The sequence below is a fragment of the uncultured Tateyamaria sp. genome (assembly GCF_947496075.1).
Lineage (GTDB): Bacteria > Pseudomonadota > Alphaproteobacteria > Rhodobacterales > Rhodobacteraceae > Tateyamaria.
On record NZ_CANMBJ010000008.1, the window covers coordinates 68450 to 83393 of the forward strand.

A 14944-nucleotide genomic window follows, 5' to 3' on the forward strand; every position below is an offset into this window, starting at 1 on the left:
ACATGCCTCCCTGACACGAATGCTCCTCATTGCCTTTGTCCTACGCCACCAAAAGGATGCGCGGTATTGGACTTTGGTTGTGCGTCGAAAGGAGTAAGACCATGGTCCTATACCAGTCGCTTCGCCCGCCACGGTAGCCTAGCAACCATGGGAGGAATTGTCGTGAAACACCTTGTGATAGGTGCGCTCGTCGGGGGTGTCCTCGCCGCGCCAGCATCTGCGGAGATGACACTGAACATCGGGTATCTGCGCGTCGAACAGCCAGCGCCGCCGACCCTGTCGAACCTTGATCCGATTCCAGAGAATAACGGGCTTGCAGGCGCGCAAACGGGTCTTGCTGATAACCTGACAACGGGAAAATTCCTGGGTCAGAAATACGAGCTGACCGTGACCGAAGTGTTTGAGGACCAAGACCCGCTGGCCGCCGCGCGCGACCTGCTGTCAGCCTCTCCCTACCTTGTGATCGATGCGGGACCCGAAGACATCATCGCCATTGCCGATCTGGCCGAGGCGGAAGGGGCAGTATTGTTCAACACATCTGCCGGTGATCTGGCCCTCCGCGACGTGGAATGCCGGGGTAATCTGCTGCACACACTGGCGTCCGATGCGATGCGTACGGATGCGCTGGCACAAGTACTGGTCAAAAAACGTTGGGATGACCTGGTGATGATCACAGGTACGCATGCTTCTGACCTCAGCTATGCCGAGGCGGTGCGTCGGTCGCTGACGAAGTTCGGTCTTGATCTGAATGGCGAAAAAGAATGGGCCTTTGACGCCGACATGCGTCGCAACGCATCGCAAGAGGTGCCGCTCTTCACACAGGACTTCGGCGACTACGACGCGCTGATCATTGCGGACGAAGTGCACGATTTCGGGCGGTATGTGCTGTATAATACGTGGCAAGCGCGTCCGGTCGTGGGGTCAGAAGGGCTGACTGCCGTGGGCTGGTCCCCTGTCATCGAACAATGGGGGGCAGCTCAACTGCAGTCCCGGTTTGAGGATGAGCATGCGCGTGAGATGACCGCGCAAGACTATGCCGCCTGGGCAGCCGTGCGCACGCTGGGTGAGGCGATGACGCGTACCAACGCGTCCGACCGCGAAACGCTGCGCGGCTATATCATGTCCGAACAGTTTGAACTGGCGGGTTTCAAAGGACGACCGCTGACTTACCGCGACTGGAACGGACAGTTGCGACAGCCAATTGCCATCGTGCATCCCCGCGCCCTTGTGGCGCAGGCCCCGCTTGAGGGGTTTCTACATCAGACCAACGAACTTGATAGCCTGGGGCTCGACCGTCCCGAAAGCAAATGCGAGGCGTTCCAATGATCCGATTGACTGCGATGTTCTCCCTTCTGGCCTCGACCGCGATGGCGGGCGAGATTTGGGTGACGAATGAAAAGGATGACACGATTTCTGTCATCTCGACCGATACACTTGAAGTGATCAAGACTTATGAGACGGGTGAACGTCCGCGTGGCATCCTGTTCAACAGCGACTACAGCCGCGTCTATATCTGTGCGTCCGACAGCAATGCGGTGCAGGTGATGGACCCCAACTCGGGCGAAATCCTGCATGAGTTGCCGTCTGGTGACGACCCCGAACAGTTCGTCCTGCATCCGAATGACAAGCACCTCTATATCGCAAACGAGGATGACGCGATAACGACGGTCGTTGATGTCGAGACCCGCAAGGTGATTGCCCAGATCGACGTGGGGGTGGAGCCGGAGGGCATGGCCGTGTCCCCCGATGGCAAAATCGCCATAACCACGTCCGAAACCACCAATATGGCCCACTGGATCGACACTGACACACAAGAGCTGTTCGCCAACACGCTTGTCGACAGTCGCCCGCGTCACGCCGAGTTCATCAAGGACGGGGCTGAGATGTGGGTGAGTTCCGAGATTGGCGGCACGCTAACCGTGTTCGACACGGCCACACAGACCGAAAAGGCCAAGATGAGCTTTGAGGTGCAAGGCGTGCACCCCGACCGGGTGCAGCCTGTGGGCTTTGAATTCACCGCTGGGGATACGCACGCCTTTGTGGCGCTTGGACCGTCAAATCACGTGGCAGTCGTCAACGCCGAAACCTACGAGGTCGAGGACTACATTCTGGTTGGTCGCCGCGTCTGGCACATGGATTTCAACGAGGATCGGTCGATGCTGTTCACCACCAACGGTGTGTCAGGCGACGTCACCGTAATCGACGTCGAAAAACGCGAAGCCATCAAGTCCATCAAGGTGGGCCGCTTTCCCTGGGGGGCCGCATACCGCCCCACGGGGTCGTAATCACAACATTTCGGGAGGAACCCAATGAAAACTTTGGCTTTGATCGCCGCGATGGCGCTCGCCGCGCCAACACTTGCCCTGGCCGACAACGATGATGACGGCCCCAGCTTTGGCGCCGCAGGCCTGCTGGGCGGTAGCAACAAGAAAGACCTGCCGCCGATCATCTTGTCGGCAGGAGAACCCATCGCACCAGAGGGCGCGTGGGAATTGAAGTCCGGCACCTATTACGAGTTCGAGATTCAGGGTGATGGCAGTCAGGAGCTTGCTTTGGTCGGACCGGAGTTTTTCCGAGCCATCTGGATTGACGAGATTGTCGTTGAAGGCTTGGAAATCCGGCCGCTCGGCCTTGATAGCATCGAGTTTGATGAAGCCGGTGAGATGGAGATTGGTTTCATCGCGATCAAACCCGGCGCATACTACATCAAGATCCCCGGCACATCGGGCGAAACACAGCGGTTGGAAATCACCATTAAATGAACGGACTTGAGGCGCAGGACCTCAGCTATTTCTATGGCACCAAGCGCGCGCTGGACAACGTTTCGTTCAGCGTGCCCACCGGTACGTTCTGTGCACTGCTTGGTCCGAACGGGGGGGGCAAGTCTACGCTCTTCAACCTGCTGACCCGTCTATTTGTTGCACCAGACGGACAGATCACAATCGCAGGCCATGATCTTCGAAAGTCACCGCGCGCCGCGTTGGCGCAATTGGGTATCGTGTTCCAGCAAACCACACTTGATCTGGATTTGACGGTGCAACAGAACCTGTCTTACTTCGCTGCGCTGCACGGGCTTTCCGGTCGTGCGGCCCAATGCCGGATCGAAAGCGCGCTGGATCAACTGGATATGCGCGAGCGGGCAGGGGAGAAGGCGCGCGCGCTGAACGGCGGGCATAGGCGCCGCACCGAAATTGCCCGCGCATTGCTGCATGATCCAAGTGTCTTGCTGCTGGATGAACCCACTGTCGGTCTTGATGCCGCGACCCGTGCGTCGATAACGGACTACGCCCACGGTCTTGCTGAGGACGGCAAGACGATCCTGTGGGCCACGCATCTGACGGACGAGGTACAGCCAAACGATGATCTGATCATTTTGCACCAGGCCCGAATTCTGGAGACCGGCAAAGCCCAAGACATTGCTGGTGATATGAGCCTGCAGGATCGGTTCCTTGCGCTGACTGGAACGGTTGCATGACAGCCTATCTCACGTCTCTTCGCGCCATTGTCCTGCGCGAAGCCTTGCGTTTTATCCATCAACGGGAACGCTTTGTTGCCGCCCTAGTACGCCCGTTGGTCTGGCTACTGGTGTTTGCCGCCGGGTTTCGCGCAGCCCTGGGGCTCAGCATCATCCCACCCTATCAGACCTACATCACTTACGAGACGTACATCGTGCCGGGGTTGTGCGGTATGATCCTGCTGTTCAACGGCATGCAATCGTCTCTTTCATTGGTCTATGACCGGGAGATGGGGTCGATGAAGCTGTTGCTGACATCGCCCTTGCCGCGCTGGTGGTTGCTTTTTTGCAAGTTGCTGGGCTCAACCACGATTTCGATCCTGCAGGTCTATGCTTTCCTCGCGATCGCCGCCGCGTTTGACATCAAGATGCCGGTTTGGGGGTATCTGACGGTGTTGCCCGCCCTGATCGTGGCGGGATTGATGTTGGGTGCGCTTGGGTTGCTCCTATCCAGCTTCATCAAGCAGCTGGAGAACTTTGCCGGCGTCATGAACTTCGTGATCTTTCCGATGTTTTTTCTGTCGTCAGCCCTCTACCCGCTGTGGAAGATGGCAGAGAGTTCAGAGCTTTTGCACGACATCTGCGCGTTCAACCCGTTTACGCATGCGGTCGAGTTGATCCGTTTTGCGCTATATGTCGAGGTGAACGGTGCAGCGTTGGCTTGGACTGTATTGGCCGCAACCGTCTTCGCCGCTGCGGCGTTGGTTGGATATGATCCTGCGCGTACTCGAATTGGGCGGCGCGGTTAGGCACCGACCAATGGCTCGGTCGCGACCTGACAGGAACTATGGTATGGAAGGGCGATGAAACACGCTGTGATCGCTACCCTCATTTGCACTTGCTGCGCTGGAACCGCTCTGGCCGAGGAGTTCGGCACACTCAATCCTGACGAGATGACGTGGCAGTATTTCCTGGAAGAAGCTGAGCGTGGCGAGACAGGCATGGTCATTTGTTCCATGGGCTATGCCCTGACAAAGTCCGGAGATCACCAGTCGGCCCGTACTTTGTTCGAGAACTGTGCAAACGATGGGTATACCGGCGCCATGACATGGATGAGTCAGCTGGACAACAACGGGTTGGGTGGCGACTACAATCCAGATACCGCTGCCGAATGGGACCGCCGCGCGGCAGAACTTGGCGATCCTGTGGGCAAATTCAACTATGGCATTGCGCTGATGCGGGGGCACGGTGTTGCTCAGGACAAAGATTTGGGACGGCAATTTGTCGATGAGGCTGCGGGCGAGGGGCTGGTGATCGCGCAGAGATTGCAGCGCGCCGACTACGATCTGGACGAGGTCACGCCCGACGCGGACAACTGGAAATACGCGCCTTCGTTCTGAACATCGCCGACAATGGTCGCGGGGTTGCCGCCCAGCGTCACGATGCGACTCGCCAGTTTCTTTGCTTCCTGTGCAACATGGGTCACAAGAATTGTTGTCACGTTGTGCATGGCCCGTAAGCGGGCAAACAGGACCATCATCTCGTCCACCAATGCAGGATCGAGCGACACAAACGGTTCGTCCAGCAACAAAAGATCAGGTTTCACCGCAAAGGCACGTGCAAGGGCCAGACGGCGTTGTTGGCCAAGCGAAAGCTGCCCCGGATAGTCCTCGCAGCGTCCGGCAAGGCCCACATCCGCAAGCGCTACGTTGACCTGCTTGGCGGTTGCACCCGTCGTTACGCGAATGTTGTCGCTGACAGTGCGCCAAGGCAACAGCGTCGGTTCCTGAAACACCATGGCGCAGGTTCCGTCCAATGCACATGATCCTTCAAACTCGGTGTTAAGGCTGGCGATGACACGCAGAAGGGACGACTTTCCAATGCCGGACGGGCCCACAAGGGCAAGTGTTTCACCACGCATCAGCTGGAAGGAGACATCTTGCAGGATACGGGTGTCGTCATGGCGCAAACTCTGCAAGCGGACGTCGAGCAAAGAGGAAGCCAACTAGCTACCGGATTGCAGGAATGTGCCTGCCGGCAACTCCTGCGCCTCGCCCATCAACTCCTTGCCGCCCAGCTCGATCATCAGCGCAAGCATGCGCGCAGCAGCGTCTTCATCCACGGGACCGGGGGCAGGAATACCCGCGCGGAATCCGGCCTTGAGTGCTTCGAATTGTGCATCGGTTTTGGCGTTCATCTTGTCGCGCAGACGGTCCCATTCCGCGTCATCGGTTGCCAACAGGTTCTTCGCATCGCGCGAAGCCGCCGCAAGGCCTTTCACAAGGTCAGGCATGTCGCGCAGCATCTCGCCCTTCACCACGTAGCCCAGCAAAGGTGTGTCGGGATCCAGCCCAAGATCAGTCGCCGCATCCGCAACGTCCACAAGTTTTCGCATTCCCGATGCCTCCATCTTCGCCAGAAAATGCCAGAAGTTGATGGCCCCATCCAACTCACCTGACAGAGCGGATTTGAAGATCAGGGGTGGGGCAGCAAATACCTGTTTGGTGTCAGCCTTGAGGTCGATACCATATGTCTTTTCTGCGTGGGCGCGGAGGATTAGCCAGCTTTTGTCCAATGGGCCACCGGCAATGCCGATCTTGCGCCCGGACAGGTCGGACAATGATTGGGCCGGGCTGTCGTCAGGCACCATGACGCCGCCGACGGCCTTGGAATAGGGAATGAAGAGGTAGTCCTTTCCGGCGGCACGCTGGCGCGCGACCCAGAGCCAGTCAGACACGATCACATCAGCTTCGCCACCCTGAAATGCCACCTTAGCTGCTGATCCACCAGCAACGCCCTGCACCTGCAAATCGAACCCGTGTGCCGCATCAAATCCGTGATGTTTGATCGTATTCAGTTCCCAGGTCACAGTCCCGAACTTCAGAACCGACGCCCGCAGCGTCGGGTCTTCAGCGAATGCGGCCGTGGCGACGACAGCTGCGGCCATCGCTCCGGTCAGTGCTTTGAAAAACATCACGTAATCCTCCCGTATTGCCTAAGCCTAGCAGTATGATGCTGCGCTGGAATGCGACCGAAGCCGCAGCTTCAATCGATGACCATGCGTGGTAACCAGTGGCTGTCTGGGTCGCTTTCATGCAGGTCTGTCGCCTTCAAGGGTCGAAGGTTACCCGTTTCGGGCGGGGCTGACAGCAGGTCCATGTCCATCTCGTGCAAGGTGCCGATCAGGCGACCGTCGTCGTCTTCCAGCTTGTAGTAAACGCCGTTCCACATATTGATCCCGTATTCCGTGGCCCCTTTCCAAAGGAACAAGAAGTCATATTCGAGGTCGGTCAGGTCTGCATGGATGTTTCGATTGATGTCATAGGGGTAGGGCACATGGCACCAGTGTTTCTTTGGTCCCTCAAGGCAGCGGAAGGGTCGCATGGACAGGAAGTGATTTGAGAACGGCGCATCTTCCATTTCAATGGCGTAATCACCGCCGTCGGCAATCGTGATTGTCGCGATCTTGATCTGATCTCCATCCTGCGATTCAAGGTAAACACTTTGGCTTTCCGCAGCAGCAGTCGAGGCCATGGCGACAAGCGCAAGCGTTGCTCTGAGTGTCATGACAATTCCCCCCGCACGCAGGATAGGAGCTGTCTGATTGAGTCGCAGCGCGACCAAAGTCGCACGTCATCTGTCAAGTTCTTTGGGGTCTTACGACCATTGTGCAATACCTACGCGCCCCTTTTGCGCAAATAATTGGCGCAGGGCAAAGGTCGGCCTGTTTCAGCATGTCACCTTTGTAAGAACTGCCCACCAACGGGTTTTGGGAGGAAAACAAATGAACAGATTTATTGCAGCTGCCGTTGTGGGGGTGCTTATGACCTCGCCAGCATTTGCAGAAGGTGTGACCGAAGAGATGCTGGCGAACGATGCGGCCTCTACGTCCGACGTGCTGACCAACGGGATGGGCCGCCACCTTCAGCGTTACTCTCCGCTCGACATCCTGAACAAGGACAACGTGGACAACCTTGTCCCTGCATGGGCCTTTTCACTGGGTGGCGAGAAACAGCGCGGTCAAGAGACGCAACCCATCGTGCATGATGGTGTCATGTACATCACCGGGTCCTATTCACGTATGTACGCGATCGACGTGAAGACGGGTGAAGAGATCTGGCAGTACGATGCCCGCTTGCCCGAAGGTATCCTGCCCTGCTGTGACGTGGTGAACCGTGGTGCGGCCATCTACGGCGACAATATCTATTTCGGCACGCTCGACGCACGCATCGTGGCGCTGAATGCCAAGACCGGCGACACTGTCTGGAACAAGAAGATTGCGGACTACAAGGCTGGATACAGCTACACCGCCGCGCCGCTGATCGTGAATGGGCTGATCATCACCGGCAATTCGGGCGGTGAGTTTGGCATTGTTGGCGAAGTGCAGGCCCGCGACGCCATAACCGGCGAGACCGTCTGGACGCGACCCGTGATCGAAGGCCACATGGGCACGCTCAACGGCGAAGAAAGCACCATGACCGGCACGCTCAACGCCACGTGGCCCGGCGATATGTGGAAGACCGGCGGCGGCGCCACATGGCTCGGCGGCTCTTATGACGCCGACACCGACACGCTGGTCTTTGGCACCGGCAACCCTGCGCCATGGAACAGCCACCTGCGCAACGCGGGCACGCCAACCGAAGGCAACGCAGGTGACAACCTCTATGCTGCCTCGCGCATCGGGATCGACCCCGCCACCGGAGAGATCAAGTGGCACTATCAGACCACCCCGCGCGAGGGCTGGGACTATGATGGCACCAACGAGGTCGTCTCCTACACCGACCGCGCGGGCAACATGCGCTATGCCACCGCCGACCGGAACGGCTTCTTCTATGTTCTGAACCGCGAAGACGGTGCCTTCGTGAGCGCCGTGCCCTTCGTCAAGGACATCACATGGGCGAGCGGCATCGACGAGAACGGTCGCCCGATCTTCATCGAAGAGAATCGCCCCGGTGATCCCGCAGCTTCTGCAGATGGCAAAAAGGGTGAAGTGGTGTTCTCATCCCCGGGCTTCCTGGGTGGCAAAAACTGGATGCCGATGGCATTCAGCCAGCGCACCGGCAACTTCTATGTGCCCTCCAACGAATGGGGCATGGACATCTGGAACGAGCCGATCACTTACAAGAAGGGTGCTGCATATCTAGGCTCGGGCTTTACCATCAAGCCGAACTACGATGATCACATCGGCAGCCTGAAGGCGATCGACCCCGACACCGGTGAGCTGAAGTGGGAGTTCAAGAACGATGCACCCCTGTGGGGCGGCGTGATGACGACAGCAGGTGGCCTGGTGTTCACCGGCACGCCCGAGGGCAAGTTCATCGCCTTTGACGACGAGACGGGCGAACAACTGTGGTCCTTCCAGACCGGCTCGGGCATCGTGGGTCAGCCCATCACGTGGGAACAGGACGGCGAGCAATACGTTACCGTCATTTCCGGCTGGGGTGGCGCGGTTCCGCTCTGGGGTGGTGAGGTTGCCAAGAAAGTGAACTACCTGAACCAAGGTGGTATGCTCTGGACATTCCGTTTGCCCGAACAGCTGGCTTCGGCCAACTGATCTTTGAGCCTCACATGCAAGCGCTCCTGCAACAGCGGGGGCGCTTGTCTTTTGATGTAGTACCTTTTGGCAAGTGACCGGCCTGCGCCCCGTGGTCTAAGCTGGCATCATGTCATTTCAAACCACGCCCCTATCCAACCCATCCGAAGCCAAGGTGCCACAAGGCTGGGCGCTGGTCATCGATGATCACCCGCTGTTCTGTGACGCGCTTGAGCTGACACTGCGATCTGTCGCGAATTTCGACAGGGTTGTGACGGCTGATAGTCTCGAAAGTGCACTCAACAGATTGGCGGATGACGCGCCACCATCACTTATTTTGCTGGATCTGAACCTGCCTGACGTTGATGGGCTGGACGGGTTGATGCGGCTGAAACGCACGGCCGAGAGCACACCAGTCATCATCGTATCGTCGATGACCGACAATTCGATCATAGCCAATTCAATCGTCGCAGGCGCACAGGGATTTGTGCCCAAGCATTCGCATCGGTCCGTCTTTCTTGAGGCCATACAAACCATTGCAGCCGGTGATGTTTACAAACCGGCGGGCTATGTCGAAGGAAATGGGGCAGAAAACAGAGAGGATCATCTGAGCCGCCTCTCGTCTTTGACAAACCAACAGGCGCGCATCCTCGACCTGATCTGTGAAGGCAAGTTGAACAAGCAGATTGCCTTTGACCTGTCGATTGCCGAGACAACGGTCAAGGCGCATGTCACTGCGATCATGCGCAAGCTTGGCGTTCAAAGCCGGACCCAGGCCGTCCTTGTTGCGCAGGAAGCGAAGTATTCAAAAGTCTTGCCAACATCGGACTGACGCCCCTATCCTTCGCGTCAGGGAGATAATCAAATGACATTGCAGTCCAAGGCCGACAGGCTTGAAGGACGTGCCGTGGCAGACCAGTACGATATACTTCGTACAGGTGAAGTGCGCGCTTCGACGACATCGCCGGTCAAACACCTGAAACGCAAGTTGGGTGACGGGCCGCTTGCGCTTGTGGCCTTGTTTGTAACGCCCCTGGTCGACTTCCAGGGTGTTGTGGCCGAGGCCGCCGCGCTGTTTCCTAACACCGACGTCTTGGCCTGCACAACTGCGGGCGAGATTGGTGCAACCGGCTATGAGGAAGGTCTTGTCGTTGCTGTCGGGTTTCCGTCCGACGGGTTTGTAACAAAGTCGATCATGATCGAGAATATCAATGCTCTCGATACGCAAGCGACCATCGACGAAATCACGCTTGAACGGATCTCCCTTCGGGACAAGACGCCTGATCTCGATGACAGTTTTGCCTTCCTTGTTGTGGATGGGTTGTCGCTCAGCGAGGATACGTTAGCGGCCACGATTGCGCCGGCGTTGCGTGACTTTCCCATTTTTGGTGGATCGGCTGGCGATGGGACCAGCTTTGTTCAGACCTTTGTGGCGCTGAATGGCAAAGTGGCCAGCAACGCTGCGATCCTCACCCTGGCCCGCAGCAAGTTTCAGACCCGCGTGTTCAGCCTGAATCATCTGGTGCCTGGCGAAACGCAAATGGTCGTGACAGGCGCCGATCCCGCACGCCGCATTGTAAAAGAGATCAATGCAGAACCTGCCGCACGCGAATATGCCCGGCTTGTGGGCAAGGACCCAAACCAGCTGGACCGTTTCACATTTGCGTCGCATCCTGTTGTCGTCAGGATTGGCGACACGCACCACGTGCGTGCGATCCAGCAGGTGAACGAACATGGCGAATTGGTATTCTTTTCTGCTATTGACGAAGGGATGGTCCTGACAGTGGCTTCGCAAGAAAACCTGTCAGCGCATTTGCAAAAGAAACTGTCCGATCTAAGCCATCCACGGAAACCGACAAACATCATTGGCTGCGATTGCATTCTGCGCCGGATCGAAGCAGAGCAGTCGCAACAGACGCGGCAAATTTCGGACGTTTTGGGCGAACATCGGGTCACTGGCTTTTCGACCTATGGTGAACAGATCGGACCCTTGCACGTGAACCACACGATGAGCGGAGTGGCCTTCTACCATCCGGATCCGCGAGACAAGGGACGCGCATAATGTCTCTGATCGATCCGCGGGACTCGCTTGAGCGGCAGAACGAAAAGCTTCTCCAGATATCTCAGGCGCTGATGCGGCGGGTCGAACAAAAGACGGAACAATCCGGCTTTGCCTATCAGCAATTCGAACGTGCGGCTCTTCTGGAGTCCGAGGTGCGGGAACGCACCCGTGACCTTGAACGCACATTGGACCTCTTGCAGGATTCCAACGCACGGCTTGAACAGGCAAATATAGAGACTGAGACTGCCCGGTCGAATTTGGCCGAAGCGATCGAGACAATCAACGAAGGCTTCGCGCTGTTTGACGAACAGGACAGGTTGGTCCTGTTCAACAGCCGCTTTTGTCGCGATCTGCAGGATGTTGAGCCCGTTCTAAAGGAAGGGCTGACGTTTCAGGAATATGTCACTTCCATTTCAAACAGCCGCTTTCTGGCACTGCCAGACGGGCAAACCGCAGAAGACTGGGCGCAACTGCGTATCGAGCGGCACCGCGAAGAGCACGTGGTGTTCAACGTCAGCCTGATCTGGGATCGCTGGCTGCAAGCCTCGGAACACCGCACCTCCCGCAACGGGACGGTTATCCTGCAGACCGATGTGACCGACATCATTCGGATGGAACGTCACGAACGGGACAAGATGCGCCATCAGCAAGCGCGCAGACTGCAAGCCACACTCGACCACCTGAACCAAGGTGTCTGCATCTTTGACCACGATAAAACGCTGGTCGGATGGAACAAGCGTATGGACAGGCTGTTAGACGTTGCGCCCGCACGCGCGCGGGAAAAACTGAAATTCGACGACCTTATGGACCAGTTTCGCGAGGAGTTGACTTTCGGATCACGTTTTACCGCGCAGCGACTGATTGACTGGGCCAACCGCACCCGCTCACGTGAACCAATCGCGTTCGAAGTGACCCGTAAGGGTGACCAGATTTACAGCATCTTTGCCCAGGAAATGCCGGACAAAGGTTTCGTGATCAGCCTGACCGATGTCACCTCGGAACGTGCTGCGACCCGCGCTCTGGCCAACGTCAACGAGAAACTGGAGCTGTGGGTTGAGGAACGCACAGCAGAGCTCGAGGATGCCTTGGCCGAAGCAGAACGGGCAAATGCGTCAAAGTCCCGTTTTGTAGCAGCCGCCAGCCATGACCTGCTGCAGCCTCTGTCCGCAGCAAAGCTTTTTGTCTCGTCGATTGCGGATCAGATCGACAACGCGGATGTCCAACAGATCGTTGCCAAGACTGAAACGGCACTTCAGGGTGTTGAGCAGATCATCGAAGCCCTGTCGGCAATTTCAAAACTGGATGCGGGCAAGGCTGTGTTTGATATCCAGCCCATCTCGTTGACAGAAATCTTCGACCCTCTGAGGGACGAACTGGCTCCAAGCGCACGCGCAAAAGGTCTTGCATTCAACCTGATCCATAGTGGCCTGACCGTTGTCAGCGATCCAGGGTACTTACGCCGGATTGTTCAGAACCTGTTGTCAAATGCGATCCGCTACACCGAAACAGGGCGCGTCCTAGCGGGTGTCAGACGGGTCGGGGATTTTGCGCGCATAGAAGTTTGGGACAGCGGATGCGGCATTGCCGAAGAAGATCAACAAACGATTTTTCAGGAGTTCAAGCAACTGGGATCCGGCGCAGCGAATTCAGGGCTTGGATTGGGCTTGGCGATTGTCGAACGGGCTTGCAAAGGCCTTGGCCATCCATTGGAACTCTGGTCACAACCGGGAACAGGCAGTTGCTTTTCCATAGTGGTGCCAATTTCTGCACCCACGGCACGGTTGCAAAGCCCCCATGACACGACGCCCTCGCACACACTCCGCGATCTGAACGGATTGTTGGTGATGCTGGTCGAGAACAATCGGGGTGTCGCACAGGCCATCAGCCATTTGATCGAAAGCTGTGGCGGCGAGGTGATCTTGGCCGAAACCGGAGAAGAAGCGCTTTCGACAATATCGGAAATTGACCTTGTGCCCGATGTGTTTCTCCTGGACTACCAATTGGGTGACGGCATGACCGGCATCACACTTTACGAGCATCTACTGCACAAATACGGCCGCGTCCCGGCATCGATCATATCTGCGGATCGCACGACAGAGCTGCGCTCGCATTGCAAACGTTTGAACATCAAACTGCTGCCCAAGCCGGTGAACGCACAGCGCGTTAACGATTTCTTGAGTGAAAGCATCAAGGCAAACTGACCTTGCTTGTCCGCGGCGGCGACAGCACTGCCGGTACGCCGCTCCCAAAACGCTCCCCAATCATACCACTTCCCAAGTGATCCGCTGCCTCTGTGCCGTGCAGACAACAGTTGCACCTTTCTCCCCGCTGACCCTCGGGATGCACTGCAATCAAGATTTAAGCTTGACTCATACTAAGTTTCGACTTCATGCTACATAACAGCACAAATATGCCATTATACAGAACAATAGGGAAATAAGATGCTCAGGGAAATGTCTCTTACCAGCGTGGTGGCGGCCGCGCTTGCACTGCTCCCGGTCACCGCGATGGCCGAGAGCGCAACCGTCAAACAAATAAAGGAACGTGGCACACTGCTATGCTCCGGTCACAACGGCAGCTACTTTGGTTTCGTCGAGGTGAACGATAAGAACGAATGGAAAGGTCTGGACATTGACCTGTGTCGCGCGCTGACAACGGCCATTTTGGGCGACCCCAACGCGAACCAGATCGTACCATTGTCCTGGGCACAACGCTTCCCAGCGCTGCAATCCGGTGACGTTGACGTCATCATCAAGGCAACCGGTTGGACCATGGGCCGCGATACGGAACTTGGCCTTCAGTTCAGCCTGCCATACTTCTTCGGCGGTACCCAATTCATGGCACACGGTGATCTGGGCATCACCGAAGCCAAGGACCTTGAAGGCGGCACAATCTGCGTCGAGGCCGGGACCACCATCGAACGGATTTCAGCGAACTACCTGTCCACAATCGGTGTCGAACACACCATGGTGTCATACGAAAGCGCTGCAGAGCTGCGTGCGGCATATGTAGCCAACCGTTGCGATGCCTTTGCTGGGTGGGGTCCCAACCTCGCTGTTCTGCGGGCGACCGAGATCGACAACCCCGATGCACACGTGATCCTGAGCGACCAGTTGTCGTCGGAGCCAATTTCCGCAGCCATGCGTCAGGGCGATGAAGAATTCGTTGATGTGGTCAACTGGATGCTCGCCGCAATGCTGATCGCCGAAGAAGAAGGCGTAACCATGGCCAATGTCGAAGAAATGGCCGCCAACCCACCGAACCCGAAAGTTGCCCGCCTGCTGGGTGTCGAGCCCGGCATGGGTGAACGCCTTGGTCTGCGCGACACATGGGCGCGCGAGATGATCGCGGCCGTAGGCAACTTCGGCGAAGTCTACGATCGTAATCTGGGTGCAAACAGCCCCTACAAGCTGGATCGTGGACTCAACAACCTCTGGAGCCACGGCGGCGTGCTTTACGCACCGATCCTCGATTGATCAGATGCTGGAAGGGCCGGCTTCAAAGCTGGCCCTTTCTGACTCATGAGTAGGGAAACTGCCATGTCCAAAGCAGAAGAGTTACGCCGCAAGGTAAAACGGCGAAAAATCATCATACAAGCGGTCTTGATTGGTGTTTCCCTGCTTGTTGTCTACGGGGGATTCACCACTGCCAGAACGAACTTGGCGGCGCAGGGCCTGACCAGCGGATTTGGCTTTCTGGAGCGCAGCACGGGGTGGGACTACAGTTTTTCACTGGTCCAGAAGGACATAAGGGACCCATATGCACGGACGTTGTTCGTGGGTTTTCTCAACACGCTCTTTGTCGGGTCCATCGCAATAGTTTTAACCACCCTCTTCGGGTTCTTGATTGGAACTGCGCGAGACGCATCCAACCTCGCCGTCAAGACTGCTGCGAC

General features: G+C 57.1%; 14 protein-coding genes and 1 pseudogene. 12 read left to right on the forward strand and 3 right to left on the reverse strand.

Features of this window, described 5'->3' with window-relative positions; all coding sequences use genetic code 11:
* Positions 1–162 precede the first annotated feature (162 nt).
* The 6 genes from Q1A51_RS23590 to Q1A51_RS23615 are packed head-to-tail and all read left to right on the forward strand — an operon-like array spanning position 163 to position 4854.
* The gene (locus Q1A51_RS23590) at positions 163–1326 is read left to right on the forward strand and encodes an ABC transporter substrate-binding protein (protein WP_299606533.1); all 1164 of its coding nucleotides are present in this window, start codon (positions 163–165) and stop codon (positions 1324–1326) included.
* A complete protein-coding gene (locus Q1A51_RS23595) occupies positions 1323–2285 on the forward strand; it encodes a YVTN family beta-propeller repeat protein (RefSeq protein WP_299606530.1) in 963 nt (320 codons plus the stop codon). Before Q1A51_RS23590 ends, Q1A51_RS23595 begins: the two co-directional genes overlap by 4 nt.
* 24 nt (positions 2286–2309) lie before the next feature.
* Complete coding sequence (locus tag Q1A51_RS23600) at positions 2310–2762, forward strand: hypothetical protein (RefSeq protein ID WP_299606529.1); 453 nt, start codon at positions 2310–2312, stop codon at positions 2760–2762.
* The gene (locus Q1A51_RS23605; protein ID WP_299606526.1) at positions 2759–3475 is read left to right on the forward strand and encodes an ABC transporter ATP-binding protein; all 717 of its coding nucleotides are present in this window, start codon (positions 2759–2761) and stop codon (positions 3473–3475) included. Before Q1A51_RS23600 ends, Q1A51_RS23605 begins: the two co-directional genes overlap by 4 nt.
* Positions 3472–4263 carry an ABC transporter permease gene (locus Q1A51_RS23610; protein ID WP_299606523.1) on the forward strand — a complete coding sequence of 264 codons (792 nt, stop codon included), beginning with the start codon at positions 3472–3474 and terminating at the stop codon, positions 4261–4263. The genes Q1A51_RS23605 and Q1A51_RS23610 overlap by 4 nt, the downstream gene beginning before the upstream one ends.
* Before the next feature lie 54 nt (positions 4264–4317).
* Positions 4318–4854, forward strand: coding sequence for a sel1 repeat family protein (locus tag Q1A51_RS23615; protein ID WP_299606521.1), 537 nt, complete (start codon positions 4318–4320; stop codon positions 4852–4854).
* Here the strand turns inward: Q1A51_RS23615 and Q1A51_RS23620 are convergent.
* From Q1A51_RS23620 to Q1A51_RS23630, 3 genes are all read right to left on the reverse strand, one after another.
* Entirely contained in the window at positions 4794–5459 is a 666-nt protein-coding gene (locus Q1A51_RS23620) for an ATP-binding cassette domain-containing protein (RefSeq protein ID WP_299606518.1), read from the reverse strand. The genes Q1A51_RS23615 and Q1A51_RS23620 overlap by 61 nt on opposite strands.
* Complete coding sequence (locus Q1A51_RS23625; protein ID WP_299606516.1) at positions 5460–6428, reverse strand: ABC transporter substrate-binding protein; 969 nt, start codon at positions 6426–6428, stop codon at positions 5460–5462.
* Between the two features lie 71 nt (positions 6429–6499).
* Positions 6500–7021 (reverse strand): hypothetical protein, encoded by a 522-nt coding sequence (locus Q1A51_RS23630; RefSeq protein WP_299210049.1) that lies wholly within the window; start codon positions 7019–7021, stop codon positions 6500–6502.
* Between the two features lie 217 nt (positions 7022–7238).
* Here Q1A51_RS23630 and Q1A51_RS23635 point away from each other — a divergent pair, with 217 nt between their 5' ends.
* From Q1A51_RS23635 to Q1A51_RS23660, 6 genes and pseudogenes are all read left to right on the forward strand, one after another.
* Positions 7239–9008 carry a PQQ-dependent methanol/ethanol family dehydrogenase gene (locus tag Q1A51_RS23635; RefSeq protein WP_299606514.1) on the forward strand — a complete coding sequence of 590 codons (1770 nt, stop codon included), beginning with the start codon at positions 7239–7241 and terminating at the stop codon, positions 9006–9008.
* Positions 9009–9117: 109 nt separating this feature from the next.
* A complete protein-coding gene (locus Q1A51_RS23640; RefSeq protein WP_299210045.1) occupies positions 9118–9819 on the forward strand; it encodes a response regulator transcription factor in 702 nt (233 codons plus the stop codon).
* 33 nt (positions 9820–9852) lie between these two features.
* Positions 9853–11049 (forward strand): FIST N-terminal domain-containing protein, encoded by a 1197-nt coding sequence (locus Q1A51_RS23645; RefSeq protein ID WP_299606511.1) that lies wholly within the window; start codon positions 9853–9855, stop codon positions 11047–11049.
* Positions 11049–13250, forward strand: coding sequence for a PAS-domain containing protein (locus Q1A51_RS23650; protein WP_299606508.1), 2202 nt, complete (start codon positions 11049–11051; stop codon positions 13248–13250). The genes Q1A51_RS23645 and Q1A51_RS23650 overlap by 1 nt, the downstream gene beginning before the upstream one ends.
* A 252-nt stretch (positions 13251–13502) precedes the next feature.
* Complete coding sequence (locus Q1A51_RS23655; RefSeq protein WP_299606505.1) at positions 13503–14525, forward strand: amino acid ABC transporter substrate-binding protein; 1023 nt, start codon at positions 13503–13505, stop codon at positions 14523–14525.
* A 63-nt stretch (positions 14526–14588) separates the two neighbouring features.
* Positions 14589–14944 (forward strand): annotated as a pseudogene (locus Q1A51_RS23660) (hypothetical protein); the annotation flags it as partial.